Source organism: Rhizobium sp. USDA 4016, from assembly GCF_056279705.1.
The window spans coordinates 265,940-278,625 of sequence record NZ_JBWCCY010000003.1 but is presented as its reverse complement, the minus strand read 5'-3'; the positions used below and the strand labels follow the sequence as shown (position 1 = coordinate 278,625).

At 62.3% G+C, this 12,686-nt stretch carries 18 protein-coding genes; all 18 read right to left on the bottom strand.

The genetic code is table 11. The features are described from left to right. Nucleotides 1-2 precede the first annotated feature (2 nt). The 18 genes from hypB to ACZ9DP_RS14365 all read right to left on the bottom strand — a co-directional run bounded on the left by hypB (nucleotide 3) and on the right by ACZ9DP_RS14365 (nucleotide 12,657). Nucleotides 3-893, bottom strand: a complete 891-nt coding sequence (gene hypB / locus ACZ9DP_RS14450) for a hydrogenase nickel incorporation protein HypB (RefSeq protein ID WP_476202594.1) — start codon at nucleotides 891-893, stop codon at nucleotides 3-5. After that, nucleotides 893-1,234: a hydrogenase maturation nickel metallochaperone HypA gene (gene hypA, locus ACZ9DP_RS14445; protein ID WP_476202593.1), complete on the bottom strand. Its 342-nt coding sequence runs from the start codon at nucleotides 1,232-1,234 to the stop codon at nucleotides 893-895. Before hypA ends, hypB begins: the two co-directional genes overlap by 1 nt. Beyond that, nucleotides 1,227-2,339 (bottom strand): nickel-dependent hydrogenase large subunit, encoded by a 1,113-nt coding sequence (locus tag ACZ9DP_RS14440; protein ID WP_476202591.1) that lies wholly within the window; start codon nucleotides 2,337-2,339, stop codon nucleotides 1,227-1,229. The genes hypA and ACZ9DP_RS14440 overlap by 8 nt, the downstream gene beginning before the upstream one ends. Continuing rightward, the gene (gene hybE, locus ACZ9DP_RS14435; RefSeq protein ID WP_476202590.1) at nucleotides 2,336-2,842 is read right to left on the bottom strand and encodes a [NiFe]-hydrogenase assembly chaperone HybE; all 507 of its coding nucleotides are present in this window, start codon (nucleotides 2,840-2,842) and stop codon (nucleotides 2,336-2,338) included. The genes ACZ9DP_RS14440 and hybE overlap by 4 nt, the downstream gene beginning before the upstream one ends. Beyond that, entirely contained in the window at nucleotides 2,832-3,047 is a 216-nt protein-coding gene (locus ACZ9DP_RS14430) for a rubredoxin (RefSeq protein WP_476202589.1), read from the bottom strand. The genes hybE and ACZ9DP_RS14430 overlap by 11 nt, the downstream gene beginning before the upstream one ends. After that, nucleotides 3,044-3,892, bottom strand: coding sequence for a hydrogenase expression/formation protein (locus tag ACZ9DP_RS14425; RefSeq protein WP_476202587.1), 849 nt, complete (start codon nucleotides 3,890-3,892; stop codon nucleotides 3,044-3,046). The genes ACZ9DP_RS14430 and ACZ9DP_RS14425 overlap by 4 nt, the downstream gene beginning before the upstream one ends. Then, a complete protein-coding gene (locus ACZ9DP_RS14420) occupies nucleotides 3,889-4,338 on the bottom strand; it encodes a hydrogenase accessory protein (RefSeq protein WP_476202586.1) in 450 nt (149 codons plus the stop codon). Before ACZ9DP_RS14420 ends, ACZ9DP_RS14425 begins: the two co-directional genes overlap by 4 nt. A gap of 101 nt (nucleotides 4,339-4,439) precedes the next feature. After that, nucleotides 4,440-4,802, bottom strand: coding sequence for a HypC/HybG/HupF family hydrogenase formation chaperone (locus tag ACZ9DP_RS14415; RefSeq protein WP_476202584.1), 363 nt, complete (start codon nucleotides 4,800-4,802; stop codon nucleotides 4,440-4,442). 111 nt (nucleotides 4,803-4,913) lie between these two features. After that, the gene (locus tag ACZ9DP_RS14410; RefSeq protein ID WP_476202583.1) at nucleotides 4,914-5,441 is read right to left on the bottom strand and encodes a HupE/UreJ family protein; all 528 of its coding nucleotides are present in this window, start codon (nucleotides 5,439-5,441) and stop codon (nucleotides 4,914-4,916) included. Between the two features lie 9 nt (nucleotides 5,442-5,450). Next, nucleotides 5,451-6,047 carry a HyaD/HybD family hydrogenase maturation endopeptidase gene (locus tag ACZ9DP_RS14405; protein WP_476202582.1) on the bottom strand — a complete coding sequence of 199 codons (597 nt, stop codon included), beginning with the start codon at nucleotides 6,045-6,047 and terminating at the stop codon, nucleotides 5,451-5,453. Further along, nucleotides 6,048-6,770: a Ni/Fe-hydrogenase, b-type cytochrome subunit gene (gene cybH / locus ACZ9DP_RS14400; protein ID WP_476202581.1), complete on the bottom strand. Its 723-nt coding sequence runs from the start codon at nucleotides 6,768-6,770 to the stop codon at nucleotides 6,048-6,050. A gap of 13 nt (nucleotides 6,771-6,783) precedes the next feature. Then, nucleotides 6,784-8,574: a nickel-dependent hydrogenase large subunit gene (locus ACZ9DP_RS14395; protein WP_476202580.1), complete on the bottom strand. Its 1,791-nt coding sequence runs from the start codon at nucleotides 8,572-8,574 to the stop codon at nucleotides 6,784-6,786. Between the two features lie 24 nt (nucleotides 8,575-8,598). After that, nucleotides 8,599-9,681, bottom strand: coding sequence for a hydrogenase small subunit (locus ACZ9DP_RS14390; protein ID WP_476202579.1), 1,083 nt, complete (start codon nucleotides 9,679-9,681; stop codon nucleotides 8,599-8,601). A 531-nt stretch (nucleotides 9,682-10,212) separates the two neighbouring features. Next, nucleotides 10,213-10,473: a DUF982 domain-containing protein gene (locus ACZ9DP_RS14385; RefSeq protein WP_476202577.1), complete on the bottom strand. Its 261-nt coding sequence runs from the start codon at nucleotides 10,471-10,473 to the stop codon at nucleotides 10,213-10,215. Between the two features lie 138 nt (nucleotides 10,474-10,611). Beyond that, a complete protein-coding gene (locus ACZ9DP_RS14380; RefSeq protein WP_476202576.1) occupies nucleotides 10,612-10,737 on the bottom strand; it encodes a hypothetical protein in 126 nt (41 codons plus the stop codon). A gap of 17 nt (nucleotides 10,738-10,754) precedes the next feature. After that, nucleotides 10,755-11,690: a methyl-accepting chemotaxis protein gene (locus tag ACZ9DP_RS14375; RefSeq protein ID WP_476202575.1), complete on the bottom strand. Its 936-nt coding sequence runs from the start codon at nucleotides 11,688-11,690 to the stop codon at nucleotides 10,755-10,757. A gap of 100 nt (nucleotides 11,691-11,790) precedes the next feature. Further along, entirely contained in the window at nucleotides 11,791-12,168 is a 378-nt protein-coding gene (locus ACZ9DP_RS14370) for a hypothetical protein (RefSeq protein ID WP_476202573.1), read from the bottom strand. A 159-nt stretch (nucleotides 12,169-12,327) separates the two neighbouring features. Then, nucleotides 12,328-12,657, bottom strand: a complete 330-nt coding sequence (locus tag ACZ9DP_RS14365; RefSeq protein ID WP_476202571.1) for a hypothetical protein — start codon at nucleotides 12,655-12,657, stop codon at nucleotides 12,328-12,330. Nucleotides 12,658-12,686 lie beyond the last annotated feature (29 nt).

Below are 12,686 nucleotides of genomic sequence, written 5' to 3'. Positions count from 1 at the left end.
GATCAGGCCACCTTGGCGCGCGTCGCGAGCCTTGCGGCCGTGGCCTCCAGCCACGCGTAGAAGGCCTCCATGCCTTCACCGCTGCGGGCGGAGACGACCAGCGTCTGCAGCCGCGCATTGACGCGGAGCGCATTGGCGATGCAGAGCCCGACATTGAAATCGAGATGCGGAAGCAGGTCCGACTTGTTGAGGATCATCAGATCGGAGGCGGCAAACATGTCCGGATATTTGAGCGGCTTGTCTTCACCTTCGGTAACCGACAGCACCACCACCTTGTGGTCCTCGCCGAGGTCGAAGGGCGCCGGACAAACAAGGTTGCCGACATTTTCGATGAACAGGATTGAGCCCGGCTCGGGCGCCAGGTCTTCCCCCGCGTGGCAAACCATGTGGGCATCGAGGTGGCAGCCCTTGCCAGTATTGATCTGAACGGCGCGGGCGCCGGTTTCGCGGATGCGGGCGGCGTCGTTGGACGTCTGCTGGTCACCCTCGATGACATTGATCACCATACGATCCCTGAGTTCGCGGATGGCACGGACCAAAAGGCTCGTCTTTCCGGAGCCGGGGCTCGAGACGAAATTCAACGCGAAAATACCGTTCTGCACGAAGAAGGCTCGATTTTCGGCGGCATAGCCGTCGTTCTTGGAGAGAATATCCTTTTCCACCTGGATAATCCGCTCCTGGCTCATGCCCGGCACATGCACGCCGGCAATGCCTTTGCCGTAGTGGACGCTGCCGTCCTCGTCGTGGTGACGGTCATGGCCATCCGGGGAATGGTGGTGATCATGGTGGTGATGATGGTGATCGTGACTATGCGCGCCGGCATGGCCACGAGCCTCGGCCTTGCTCTTGTCACCTTCAATCACTGCCGTTCCGCAGCCGCATACCGTGCACATCAGTTCACCTCCATGTCCCTGATCTTCAATTCGTCGCCCGCCGTCATCTGCACCCGATGCCGGCCGCAGTCCGCACACGCTCCGAACCGCTCACCGAGCGCCACCGTCTTTCCGCAATCGAGGCACCAGCCTTCGCCGGCGATGCGATTGATCTCGAGTGCCGCGGTTTCCGCGATCGTGCCATGCCGCACCGCTTCGTAACAGAATGCCAGCGCATCCGGATTGACATGGCTCAAAACTCCGACATCCAGACGAACGGACCTGACCGTGCTCGCGCCATTCTGCCGCGCCGTCTCGCAGACGATCTCGATCACACTCTCCATCAACGACATCTCATGCATGGGCAGCCGCGCGAATGCCGATTTCGAACGCCACGCAGGGATCGAACGACATGGCCAGCCTGGATACCGACCGGGCGGCCGACTCGCCCACGCCGATCGGCGAGGACAGCAGGGTTTCGACGAATGGACCCGCCGGATGAAAATTCCATTCGGTCGGAGCGAGTATGCGGTAGGCGGAAAGATGCCCGTCCATGCCGATCTCGGCCTGATGGTAGAGCCTGCCGCGCGCGCATTCCACTGCCCCATAGCCGCCGGCGCCGGGCGTCGGCCCGCCGCCCATCAGCGAGGAACAGGCATCCGTGTCCTGCCGGCCGAGATTGGAGAGCTGCTGCAGGCAAAGGCGAACGTCGTGAATGCGCGCCAGGAAGCGCTCGGCCAGATGTGGGCCTTCGGGCATGCCGGCGCTGCTCAGCCGGGCATAGGCCCCGGTCTCGACGACACGGCCGGCCAGATGCGGCAGGCTGGCATAATCCACCTCACGGCAGAGATGAGCGATAACCTCTGCATCGTCCGCAACGGTCAGCGGGTCGGGCCGCCGGCTGGCGAAAATCCGGTCACGATCGATATCGCCGAGCATTGCTGCGTAGGCCGTATCCGGCCGCGGCTCGCCTTCACCGTCGGGAATGCCGAGCCCGGCAGCCGCAGCGGAAAGCCGGGCCGCCGGTTCGGCCACGAATGCGCGATCGTCGATCTTTGCCTTCGCACCAGCAATAATCGCCTGCGAGGCGGCCAGCGCCTCGCGCAGACATTTGCCTGCCGAGGCGACAATACCGGCGGATAGCGGCGAAGGCCAGTGCAGGATCGGCGCTCTCAATGTCTCGAAGATACGCTCCGCAAGCAATTCGGCCGTGGCAGCGAACCGCTCCTCGCCGCGCATCGGCAGGTCAGCCGCGTTCAGCACCGCAAGCCGCGCTGCCACCGATTGCGAAATACCGCAGAGCGAAAAAACCTGCCCGGCAAGCACCGGCGCCTCTTCGGCGCGGCGGCCGACGAACATGCGTGCCAGTCCCTGCGGGCGATTGGCCTTTACCCCCACGGCACAGACCAGCGCCCGCGACACCGTCACGTCGATCCGGATCGAGCCTGCACCGAGGAGGAAGGTCATTCCGCCAACTCCTGCTGCTTGCGAAAATTCCCCCACAGCAGGTCGCGGCGATTGATGCTGGCCGGTGGGGCCGCCGGGTCGAAGAAGGCGCGGACGGCCTCCGCCGCGGTCTCCAGCGCTGCTTCCATCGTCCCGAACTCGAAGACCGGCGAAAACAGCGAGCAGGAATCGATCCGGCCGATCGCATCGAGCTCACCGGCGATGAACTCGACCTCGCCTGCGGGGAGACCGATGCGGACGGTCGTTCCCAGGGCAACCGGAGCCGATTGCACGCCACCGGGAATATCTCCCGCCGCCAGGCTCATGAGCCACGGCGTCGTGACGATCCCGAGGGCTCTTCCGCCATAGATCCGGAAGCCGGTCGCTGCAATCCCGAGGGCGGGATTGCAGAGCGGCACGTTCAGCATGGCGGTCGCATGAATGTGGCGATAGCGCATCTCCAGCTGCAGGCTGAGCATCTCGGCCGGATCGATTTCCGTACGTTCCGCAACGTCAGCGTCCATCGCCGAGCCTCATGAACTTCGATTGCAGGGCGTCACAGTTGGGACAGCGCCAGTCCTCGGGCAGGGCGGAAAACGGCGTGCCGGGCGGGATCTGCCGGACCGGGTCGCCTTCCGCGGGATCATAGACATGCCAGCAGATGCCACACTCCATCTTGTCGCCATCGGACACCGTCTCGCGCTTGCCGAAATTCTCGAAGCTCGTCATTTGAAATAGGCCTCTTCGATGTCGCTCAGCCGGACTTCGGAATCCCTGAAATCCTCTTCGGCAGCGATGGCGACGCACGGGACGTCGGCAATCTCCAGCGTATCGAGAATGATCGCATCCATGGCGTTGTAGAACTGCACCGACCAGATGTTGCGGACGCCGGTCGCCACGACCCGGCATGTGCCATAGCCGCGCGAGGTGAACTGCACCGGCCCGGCGCCGAGCGTGGCCTGCAGGAAACCCATGTCCTCCGGGCTCATCGGAAAGAGCGAGAAGGTGATGATATGGGCAGGATCGCCGTCGTTATAGCGGCCGATGCGGTCGCCGATCTCGGTCAGCACCGGCATGACATTCATGGCGCCCGCGGGCGCCGGCCCGTGGGAAATCGATGCCGGCAGCGCCGAGCAGGCCTGGCGTACGGCTGCGGGAATCGACGCGACCTCGATATAGTCAGCAAGCAGCCGGCCATCCGGGTCCGTGAAACGGATGCGCCAGACGCCGGCCATCACCGCTTCCTGGATCTGGGCCAGGATGCCGGACGGCAGCGCGGCAATTCCCGCAACTTCGCCTTCGCCGAGGGTCTGGGTGATCAACTCCCTGTCGTCATTGGGAAAATCGGTGATGTCGAACAGGCGGCCCGGCCGGTCAGCCTTCTGCACGGCGAGCGCATCGGCGAGTTCCGGCAGCAGCATTGCCGTCCGGTGACAGCGGCGGATCATCTCCTCGGCGCTGCTGGTCGCGAGATAGTTGCGCTTGCGGGCGCTCTGCGGCGTCTCGGCACCGATCGGCACGACCGTCATCGCCGCATCGTCGCCCTGGGGGGCGATCCAGAAACCGGCTTTCATCGGACGATCTCCTTGCCGGCATGGGTGATCTCGACCTTCGGCCCGCCGGATGCCACCATGACCGGCGCATCCGGAGATAGCCAGTTGCCGATCTTCTCTACATATTCCGACCAGTCACGGATCTTGCCGATGAGGCCGATCGGCTGGGCTCCCCGCGTGACGACGAGGCTTGGCATGACCACGACATTGAACCGCGACTTGAGCTTGTCCTCGGCGGCGCGGAGGACGATGGCGACCCGCAGCCGTCCCTGGAACGCCTGCATGAGTTCGGGAAGAACGACGGCGACGTCGTCGGCTTCAAGTCGCTGCGCAGGATCGCCGGTGAAAAACAGGATGGCATGTTCCGCTTCGCCGGCGGCCGGCGCCAGGAAGGTGTCGATGCTCGCTTCGTCGACGACGGACAGTCGCATCCGCTCGCTCCAGGCGCGGACCAGGTAAGATGGCATTGTCTCCTCCGGAAATCAGCATGCAGAACATTCTCGAGAGTGAATCTGCAAGCGGTGTGCCAGATCCGCAGATCGTTGGATTCCATTGATCTCAAGGAATTTCAAACGAGCCTGGAGGCTCGTTTCGAATTGCTGGAATTCTGGTTTCCAGACGCGGGAACTATTCTCTCACCCTCACGCAGATGCGCGGGCAATTCCGGCTCGCGAGCGATGAGATCGGCAAACAAGGCTTCGAAGGACCGGCCTTCGACAGCTTCCGCCAGGCCCGCAAGGGCATCATCGATGGCTTGCGCCTCATCCCCGTCAAGGACGCGAATGGCCGAGCCCAGATGGGTCAATAGATATGTGCCTGGCGGCTGCGCGCCGACCAACATCATCGACACGGAAGAAATCGTGCCATGACGCTCGCATCGGGCCACGCACTCGTCGCCGGTGACGACCCGCATCGGAATACCTATGCACATGGCGTTGTCTCTCTTCTGTCATTCAAGTTACGAAATCGGGACGTCGTGGACAGCGCCCATACGCCGCGGCCTTGGTAGCGCAATATCAACCGGTCAACAGCGCGGCCCCTGCTAAGGCGGCGGCAGGTCCGGCAACCCGCGAGACGATCTGCCCGGCCTTGCCGAATCTAAGCGACGCGAGCGCGATGCCGCGGCGAGGAAGCTCATGACATAGCCCGTGGCATGCGACATGGCAGGCAACTCCGAACCATGGGCATGACCGTGGAAGAGTGCGCATACCCCCACGATCGCCGCAGCCACCGGCGTCCGAACCTTGACTTCGAAGGCGACGAGCAGGCCGAGCACCACGACGGTAAGGGCAGTCCCCATTTCCACCATCGGCAGCGGCACGCCGTAGATCCCCGTCGCTCCGCCGATCGCCATGACGGTGACGAAGGCCAAGCGCACGATCCAGCAGGCCCTGCCGCCGAGCGTGGCGGCCCAGAAGCCGACCGCGACCATGGCAAGGATATGGGCGAGGCCGCTGAAAGGATGGCCGAGACCGGCAAGCGTGCCATCCGTATGAAGGCGGATATGGGCATTGGCGACGCCCGGCAGCGCCAGGCCCGCGAATGCAGCCAGTATTCTCCGATATTCCATGGGTCCTTCTCAGCTGTTCAAAGCAGCTGGCTCAGCGCGCCGTTCGTAATGGTCAAAATCGATATCGTTGCCGAGGAGCGAGGGCACGGTGCCGCCGCTCCGCGCGCTTACCTCGATGTCCCATCCCTTGAGAAAGGCGACCGCCGTCCGGATCGCTTCGGGGATAACCGCCTTCATCGGTTCCGTCAGCGGCCCGCCCCAATCCTCGAGATCGACCGGCTGGCAGCCGATCAACGCCAGCTTTTCCGGATAGCGGCCGAGCAGGTCGGCGGCGCTCAGCACTTCCTGGAATCCGGTCTGGTGCAGGCTCATCTTCTTGGCGCCGGTGAATTTCGGCACTTCGTCGTTTTCGACGATCTTCAGCGTGCCCGGGGTGAGCCCGTAATCGATGGCATCGAAGACGATAAGATAGTCGGTTTCCGTCACGAACTGCACGAGGTAGAGCCCCTGCGTCCCGCCGTCGAGGATGGTGACATTGTCCGGCACCGAATAGGCCTGGTGGAAGGCTTCGACCGCGCGTACGCCAAAGCCCTCGTCGGCCCACAGGATGTTGCCGATGCCGAGAACCAGCACCCGGGGCTGCGTGGAAGACAGTTGTTGGCGCATCTAGTCCTCCCGGTCCTTGGACATCCGCTCGCCCGAGATCATCGACGAGACGATGCTCTGCCGGCTCATGATGTCCTCACGCACGGCCCCATAGATATGGACCATTATGAAAACCAGGATCACCCACATGCCGAGATGGTGGACGGTGTGGACGTCCTGGCTGTTCGGCCAGATCGAGAACACCCAGCCGAACAGGCTGTATTCCCAGCTGCCGCGGCCAGCGCCCTCGCTATAGAGCGCAAAGCCGGAAATGACCATGAAGGACAGCGGCAGCGTGAACATCAGGAACATGGCGGACTGGGCAAGCGCGTTGTGACCGACATATTTCGTCGGCTTGCTGATCAGGAAGGCATACCAGCGCACATCATGTACCCATTCCTTCCAGAACCGGCCGCTCCAGACCGGGACGTAGAAGATCTGCCGGGCATGGGCATTGCCGATGAACACCCAGAGGATTCTCAGGATCAGTGCCACGGCCAGGATCTGCCCGGCGGCGAAATGGGTGAAGCGGATATATCCCATCACAAAGTTGGCGCTGGCTTCCCCCGGCATCGATGGCAGCGGGCTGCCGATGAAATAGCCGGTCAGCGCAAGCGTCAGGATGGAGAAGGCGTTGATCCAGTGCCAGAGGCGCACCGGCGCCTCGTAGACATAGACGCTCTGACGCTCCACGGCTCTTCCGCCGTGTGCGTCCGAAGTTGCAAGCGGTTCGGAAAGGCTCATCGCATATACCTCCTCATCTCACCTGGACTTTTGCCATTTCCTGCCCGTCCGGGCTCATGACATGCGTGGAGCATGCAAGGCACGGATCGAAGGAATGGATGGTCCGAAGAATTTCCAGCGGCTGGGTGGGATCGGACATCGGGGTATCCATCAGCGAGGCTTCAAACGCGCCGATATTGCCTTCCGGATCGCGAGGGCTGCCGTTCCAGGTGGTCGGCACGACGCATTGGTAGTTGTCGATCTTGCCGTCCCTGATCTTGATCCAGTGCGCGAGTGCGCCGCGCGGCGCTTCGGTGAAGCCGACGCCCTTGACTTCCTTCGGCCAGGTCTCCGGTTTCCATTTGTCGATGAAAGCGGTGGCGCTGTCGCCGGCCTTGATATTGGCGACCAGCTTGTCGAAGAAATAGCGCATCTGGCGGCCCGCCCATTCGGCTTCCAGTGCGCGCGCTGCGGTGCGGCCGAGCGTGGAGAAGAGCGCCGATGTCGGCAGACCGAGATCTTTCAGCACTTTCTCGACCGGCTCCTTGAACTCAGGCTTGCCCTGCGCATAGCCGATGATGAAGCGGGCGAGCGGGCCGACCTCCATGGCGTGTCCGCGCCAGCGCGGCGCCTTGATCCATGAATATTTGCCGCCTTCGTCCAGTTCCTGGATGTTGGTCTTGGTGCCCTTGGCATTGGGGCCTAGTTCGTAATGCGGCTCGGTGACGCCGTCCCAGGGGTGCAGGCCCTTGGCCTCGTCCGGATACTTGTACCAGGAATGGGTGACGAATTCCTGGATCTGCTCCGGATCGGCGTGGTCAATCGGCAGGACTTCGGCAAGATTGCCGTTGATGATCGCGCCGCGCGGCAGTTTCAGGCTCGCCTCCGAATAATCGTTGGCATGTTCCGGCACATCGCCATAGGCGAGCACGTTCTTGCCCGAAAGGCCGCCGCCATAGAGCCAGTCCTTGTAGAACGAGCCGATCGCCACGATGTCGGGCACATAGACCTTTTCGTTGAACTCGATCAGTTGGTCGATGATCGACGACACATGGTTGAGACGCTCGATGTTGATCGCGCCGACCGCGCCGGTCCCATCGATGTTGATAGGACAGGGCACGCCGCCGACCAGCCAGTTCGGATGCGGATTCTTGCCGCCGAAGATCGCATGGATCTTGACGATCTCCTTCTGGAAATCCAGCGCCTCGAGATAGTGCGCGACGGCCATCAGGTTGGCTTCCGGCGGAAGCTTATAGGAGGCGTTGCCCCAATAACCATTCTTGAACGGACCGAGCTGGCCGGATTCGACGAATTTCTTGAGCCGGGTCTGGATGTCCTTGAAATAGCCGGGCGAGGAGAGCGCCCAGTCGGACGTCGACTGCGCCAGCTGCGACGTCGCCTTCGGATCGGCATTGAGCGCGGAGACGACGTCCACCCAGTCAAGCGCATGCAAATGATAGAAATGCACCACGTGGTCATGCACCTGCAGCGCAAGCTGCATCAGGTTGCGGATCGAATTGGCGTTTTCCGGGATGGTAATGCCGAGCGCATTCTCGACCGCGCGCACGGAGGTCAGCGCATGCGCGCCAGTGCAGACGCCGCAGATCCGCTCGGTGAAGGCCCAGGCATCGCGCGGATCGCGGTTCTTGAGGATGACTTCGATGCCGCGCCACATCGTGCCGGTGGACACGGCGTTGCGGATGACGTTGTTGGCGTCGACATTGACCTCGACCCGCATATGGCCTTCGATACGGGTGACAGGATCGACGACGATGCGTTTGCCGGAATTGTCGAGCGTGAAGCCGTTCGGCGTTTGGATTGCCATGATGGTGTTCCCTTGCCCAGAGTGTTAAGCGTCGGTTTTTTTGCGCTTGGTGATGACGCGGTTGACGGCGGTGATCGCGGCGTGGGCCGCGATCACACCGCCAACGACGCCGGCCGCGGTCATCCCGACCCGGTCGGCATTGGCCTCGATGCCGAACTGGTTGATCGTGGTCAGGCGTTCGTAGACGCTGCCCTTGTCCCAGAAACCATCCTCGGAGCAGCCGATGCAGCCGTGACCGGACTGGATCGGGAAAGAGACGCCGCCGTTCCAGCGCACCGTCGAGCAGGCATTGTAGGTGGTCGGGCCCTTGCAGCCCATTTTGTAGAGACAGTAGCCCTTGCGTGCGCCCTCGTCATCCCATTCCTCGACGAACTGGCCGGCATCGAAATGCGGACGGCGGTAGCATTTGTCGTGGATGCGCTGCGAATAGAACATCTTCGGCCGGCCCTGCCGATCGAGCTCGGGCAATCGGCCGAAGGTGGTGATGAAGGTGACGACGCCGGTCATCACTTCGGCGATCGGCGGACAGCCCGGGACCTTGATGATCGGCTTGTCGCGGATCACCTTGTCGATCGGCGTTGCCTGGGTCGGGTTGGGCTTTGCGGCCTGGACGCAGCCCCAGGAGGCGCAGGCGCCCCAGGCGATGATCGCCATGGCGTCTTCGGCCATCCATTTGAGCTTCTCGACGAAGGGCCGGCCGCCGTCGATGCAGAACATTCCGTCCTCGTTGAGCGGCGGATTGCCCTCGACGGCGAGGATGTACTTGCCCTTGTATTTCTGCTTGGTCTCTTCGAGGATGGCTTCGGCCTGATGGCCGGCCGCGGCCATGATCGTGTCGTCATAATCGAGCGAGATCATCGATAGGACCACGTCCTTGATCAGCGGATGGGCCGAGCGGATGAAGCTTTCCGAGCAGCAGGTGCATTCGAGGCCGTGCATCCAGATAACAGGAACCCGTTCCTTGGTTTCGAGTGCCTCGGCCATCGCCGTTGCCACGCCCGGACCAAAACCGAGGCTCGCCGCCGTCAGGCTGCAGAATTTGGTGAAACTGCGTCGGGTAATCCCCTGACGGCGAATGACATCATAAAAGGTTTCTGTTTTGCTCATCGTGCTCCTCCAGCGCTTCCGCCCCCCAGGCAACTCACCCGGATGGATATCCAGGCAGGCATGAAAGGGAGAGGCTGCAAGAAGCGGGCCAGTTTGATATATTTCATTGGCATGAGCCAGCTCATTACCAATACAAGAACCATCGTTTCCCGCCAGAGATCATCGCCCGCCCGGTCTGGCTCTATTGCCGGTTTCCGCTTAGCTTGCGGACGATGAGGAATGCTGCTTGAGCGCAGGATCGTTATTCCCTCGGAATATTGAGGACCATACGTAATGAGATTGGACCCACGCCACATCGTTATCGGCGCAGAGCGTCTTGAAGATTGCCAGGCCTTCTCTCGAAGAGCCGCTTCACGAGATGATTGACCATGCCCTTAGCCGTGGGTCGGGACGCAGTGCGTTGGCAAGTACAATGGACAGGCTCTCTCGCGTATTGTAATCGGCTGCCATCAGATTGAGCGCAGTCGAGCACCTTACGCTTCAGTCAGGAATTACTTTCTTGCAAACCTTCGGGATCGATGTTCATGCGAGCTAGGCCAGCATGTCGGCCTCGATACAGGCGGCAATGAATGCATCGCGGGCAAAATCGGGTGACTCGCTCCGATCAATTGCTGCGGTGCAGGCTCGCATGGCATTCAGATAGTGTTGGTTACTTCGCGCCGGCCAGCGATATCTAAGATATTCAACCGCGGCCTCTGGTCCAAAAATGCTCTCGCTAGATCCATGTCCTACTCTGACATAGACGGGCGCACTCCAATGTATCAGAGAGGGCGTTCGTGCTTCGCTTCTCATTGTTGAGGCTCCTCCTGAAGCCTGCAGATGAACTCCACGAGAGGGAGAAACGTTCCATTGGAGCCGGAATGAATTGCTTTCGGCAATGACCCGACGACCGGCTTGCAGGGTTGCCCGCTCATTCGGCGCTTCCGCCTTTTAGGCCGCCTTCATTTCTTCCGATTGACCACTGTTTTCTCCTAGATCGAACCGGTCGACGAGATCCATCAGATAGTCGGCTTCGCCCGACAACGTCCAGCTCGTGGCCTCAGTCTCCTCGGCCATGGCAGCATTGCTTTGCGTCAACTGGTCGAGGCGCGTAATCGCAACATTGACCTCGGCGATCGACGACGCCTCTCCCGGCTCGACATCGCAATCGCTTCGATCTGGGTCGAGATTCCGATGATGTGCTCGGAAATATCCAGCAACGCGGCCCCGGTTTCGGAAACCAGGCCGGCGCCGGTGGCGACTTCGGCGGTAGAATTTCCGATCAGCGAGGCGATCTCCCTGGCGGCCCCAGCGGAACGCTGCGCAGGTTCGCGCACTTCCTGCGCGACGACGGCAAAGCCCTTGCCGGCCTCGCCGGCGCGTGCCGCTTCGATGCCCGCGTTGAGCGCCAGCAGGTTGATCTGGAAGGCGATGTCGTCGACGACCTCGATGATGTTGCCGATCCGGCTGGATGCGCCCTCGATGCGTCCCATCGCCGAGGTTGCATTACCCACGACGACGGTGGACCGATCGGCGCCCTGCTCGGCGTGGGAGACGGTCCGGTTGGCATTGGCCGCCTGGTCCGCCGCCTTGCGGATCGTGGCGACGATCTGGTCTACGGTCGCGGCCGTTTCTTCGAGCGACGCGGCTTGCTGCTCGGTTCGACCGGAGAGCGCCTTGGCACCGTCGGCCAGGTGACGGCCGCTTCCCTGAATGGCGGACGATGTGATGCGGATCTCGACAAGAGTTTGCCTCAGTCCTGCGACAGCGGCGTTGAAATCTGTGCGCAACTTGTCGAGCGCCGGAGCAAATGGTGTTTCGATCGTGCAGGTCAGCCGGCCCTTCGCCATGGCGTCGAGCGCGCCCGCCAAGGCGTCGACCGCGAAGGCGATTTCTGCATCGCGGCGGGACTTGTCCACCTCGTTGCGGCCACGTTCGGCATCGGCATCGGCGCGTTCCTGCTGCGACTGCTGTTCGAGAATGACTTTCGCCTTTGCGTTGGTCTTAAAGACGTCGAGGGCACGCGCCATCTCGCCAATCTCGTCGGCGCGATTCTGATTGCCGACGTCGTGTCCAGCATCCCGCCCGCGAGGTTGCGCATTGCCTGGGTGATCTGGCCGATCGGTCCTTTCAGCGTCGCACCAGCGCCGTGCCGGAAACGAGCGCGATGACCACGCCCAGCACCATAGCGCCGACGGACAGCATGTTGGCATTTTGGCTCTGGTGACCGGCCGCGCTCTGCTGCAGATCGGCAAACAGCGAGAGCTCTTTGCCGATGTGATCGATCTCGGCGGCCGCGGTCTGGAATTGCCGAGCCCGGTTGCCGGTGGCGCCGACGAGTTCGGTGGCCGCCTTCTCAATCTTGTCGAAAGACGGCGCGAGCTTTGCCGACTGCTCCCCGGTAAAAGCGAGGTCACCCGCCGTGGCGCTCAACGCAAAGAGCGCCTTCCGGCATTCCGCCAGCTGCCTTACCAGGGTCGACTGCTTTTCCGCCGAGCGGTCGAGCATGAACTCGGCAAGCGCGATGCGCGTCAGGTAAATGGCATCGATAAGATGCCGCCGTGTCCTGCATGACCAGCCCGGCCTTGGCGATGGACGCATCGAGTTGTTCGAAAGTGGTGGACACGTCCTGCATCTTCAGGGTCGCCGCAGTTTCGAGCGGCTCCTTCAGCGATTTGAACTGCGCGAAGACGTCCAGATCGACTTGTCGAAGGCGGTGGCGGCGGCGAGCAAATCCGCCTGCGACATGGCGATGACGCCCAGGGCGCCCTTGATGCCGGCCTCAAGCCGCGCTTCGTCGGCATGCAGCGCCCAGAGGTCGTCCATCCGGCCGTTGATCGCAGCCAACGCAGCAGAGGCGCTTTCGAGCTCCGCCCAACCTTCGGACCGAGGCGTCAGACGCCCGCGGGCAGCGTCGAGCGCGGCGCGCTGCTCCTCGAGCTGTTTGAACACGAGCGTCCGATTTTCCTCGGTCGTCTCATCAAGAAAGCCGATCATCGCGGAATAGACATCCTTGAAGCCGCGCA

What these genes read in the sequence shown, in the direction of transcription:
- hypB (WP_476202594.1), bottom strand. Translation starts at nt 893, where the DNA reads ATGTGCACGGTATGCGGCTGCGGAACGGCAGTGATTGAAGGTGACAAG.
- hypA (WP_476202593.1), bottom strand. Translation starts at nt 1,234, where the DNA reads ATGCATGAGATGTCGTTGATGGAGAGTGTGATCGAGATCGTCTGCGAG.
- ACZ9DP_RS14440 (WP_476202591.1), bottom strand. Translation starts at nt 2,339, where the DNA reads ATGACCTTCCTCCTCGGTGCAGGCTCGATCCGGATCGACGTGACGGTG.
- hybE (WP_476202590.1), bottom strand. Translation starts at nt 2,842, where the DNA reads ATGGACGCTGACGTTGCGGAACGTACGGAAATCGATCCGGCCGAGATG.
- ACZ9DP_RS14430 (WP_476202589.1), bottom strand. Translation starts at nt 3,047, where the DNA reads ATGACGAGCTTCGAGAATTTCGGCAAGCGCGAGACGGTGTCCGATGGC.
- ACZ9DP_RS14425 (WP_476202587.1), bottom strand. Translation starts at nt 3,892, where the DNA reads ATGAAAGCCGGTTTCTGGATCGCCCCCCAGGGCGACGATGCGGCGATG.
- ACZ9DP_RS14420 (WP_476202586.1), bottom strand. Translation starts at nt 4,338, where the DNA reads ATGCCATCTTACCTGGTCCGCGCCTGGAGCGAGCGGATGCGACTGTCC.
- ACZ9DP_RS14415 (WP_476202584.1), bottom strand. Translation starts at nt 4,802, where the DNA reads ATGTGCATAGGTATTCCGATGCGGGTCGTCACCGGCGACGAGTGCGTG.
- ACZ9DP_RS14410 (WP_476202583.1), bottom strand. Translation starts at nt 5,441, where the DNA reads ATGGAATATCGGAGAATACTGGCTGCATTCGCGGGCCTGGCGCTGCCG.
- ACZ9DP_RS14405 (WP_476202582.1), bottom strand. Translation starts at nt 6,047, where the DNA reads ATGCGCCAACAACTGTCTTCCACGCAGCCCCGGGTGCTGGTTCTCGGC.
- cybH (WP_476202581.1), bottom strand. Translation starts at nt 6,770, where the DNA reads ATGAGCCTTTCCGAACCGCTTGCAACTTCGGACGCACACGGCGGAAGA.
- ACZ9DP_RS14395 (WP_476202580.1), bottom strand. Translation starts at nt 8,574, where the DNA reads ATGGCAATCCAAACGCCGAACGGCTTCACGCTCGACAATTCCGGCAAA.
- ACZ9DP_RS14390 (WP_476202579.1), bottom strand. Translation starts at nt 9,681, where the DNA reads ATGAGCAAAACAGAAACCTTTTATGATGTCATTCGCCGTCAGGGGATT.
- ACZ9DP_RS14385 (WP_476202577.1), bottom strand. Translation starts at nt 10,473, where the DNA reads ATGAGAAGCGAAGCACGAACGCCCTCTCTGATACATTGGAGTGCGCCC.
- ACZ9DP_RS14380 (WP_476202576.1), bottom strand. Translation starts at nt 10,737, where the DNA reads ATGGCCGAGGAGACTGAGGCCACGAGCTGGACGTTGTCGGGCGAAGCC.
- ACZ9DP_RS14375 (WP_476202575.1), bottom strand. Translation starts at nt 11,690, where the DNA reads ATGGCGCGTGCCCTCGACGTCTTTAAGACCAACGCAAAGGCGAAAGTC.
- ACZ9DP_RS14370 (WP_476202573.1), bottom strand. Translation starts at nt 12,168, where the DNA reads ATGCTCGACCGCTCGGCGGAAAAGCAGTCGACCCTGGTAAGGCAGCTG.
- ACZ9DP_RS14365 (WP_476202571.1), bottom strand. Translation starts at nt 12,657, where the DNA reads ATGATCGGCTTTCTTGATGAGACGACCGAGGAAAATCGGACGCTCGTG.